This is a genomic window from Paracoccus haematequi, from assembly GCF_900631945.1.
GTDB classification, from domain to species: Bacteria; Pseudomonadota; Alphaproteobacteria; order Rhodobacterales; family Rhodobacteraceae; genus Paracoccus; species Paracoccus haematequi_A.
This window is the reverse complement of the sequence record NZ_UZWE01000099.1, coordinates 1-267: the sequence shown is the minus strand read 5'-3', so window position 1 is coordinate 267 and position 267 is coordinate 1. Positions and strand designations below refer to the sequence as shown.

Here is a 267-nt window from a genome sequence, read left to right as displayed (position 1 = left end):
GCCGCCAGGTCGAAGCGGTCCACTGGGGCGTCCAGCATGGGTTCGTCCACGCCCATCTCGGCCTGCCATTCCAGCAGCGCCAACGCCGTGCCGGCATCAAGTTCGATCCCTTGCCAGGTCGGCCTGTCCACCGTCAGTCCACCACCAGCATATAGCCCGTGCCGCGTACGGTTTGCAGGAAGCGCGGCTCGCGGGGATCGGGTTCGATCTTGCGGCGCAGCCGGGTGATCTGCACGTCGATGGCGCGTTCGGAATTGTCGCCTTCGT

General features: G+C 66.3%; 1 protein-coding gene. It reads right to left on the bottom strand.

The features are described from left to right. Window positions 1-133 precede the first annotated feature (133 nt). On the bottom strand, window positions 134-267 hold a 134-nt coding region (locus PARHAE_RS20845), incomplete at its 5' end, for a winged helix-turn-helix domain-containing protein (protein WP_164555350.1).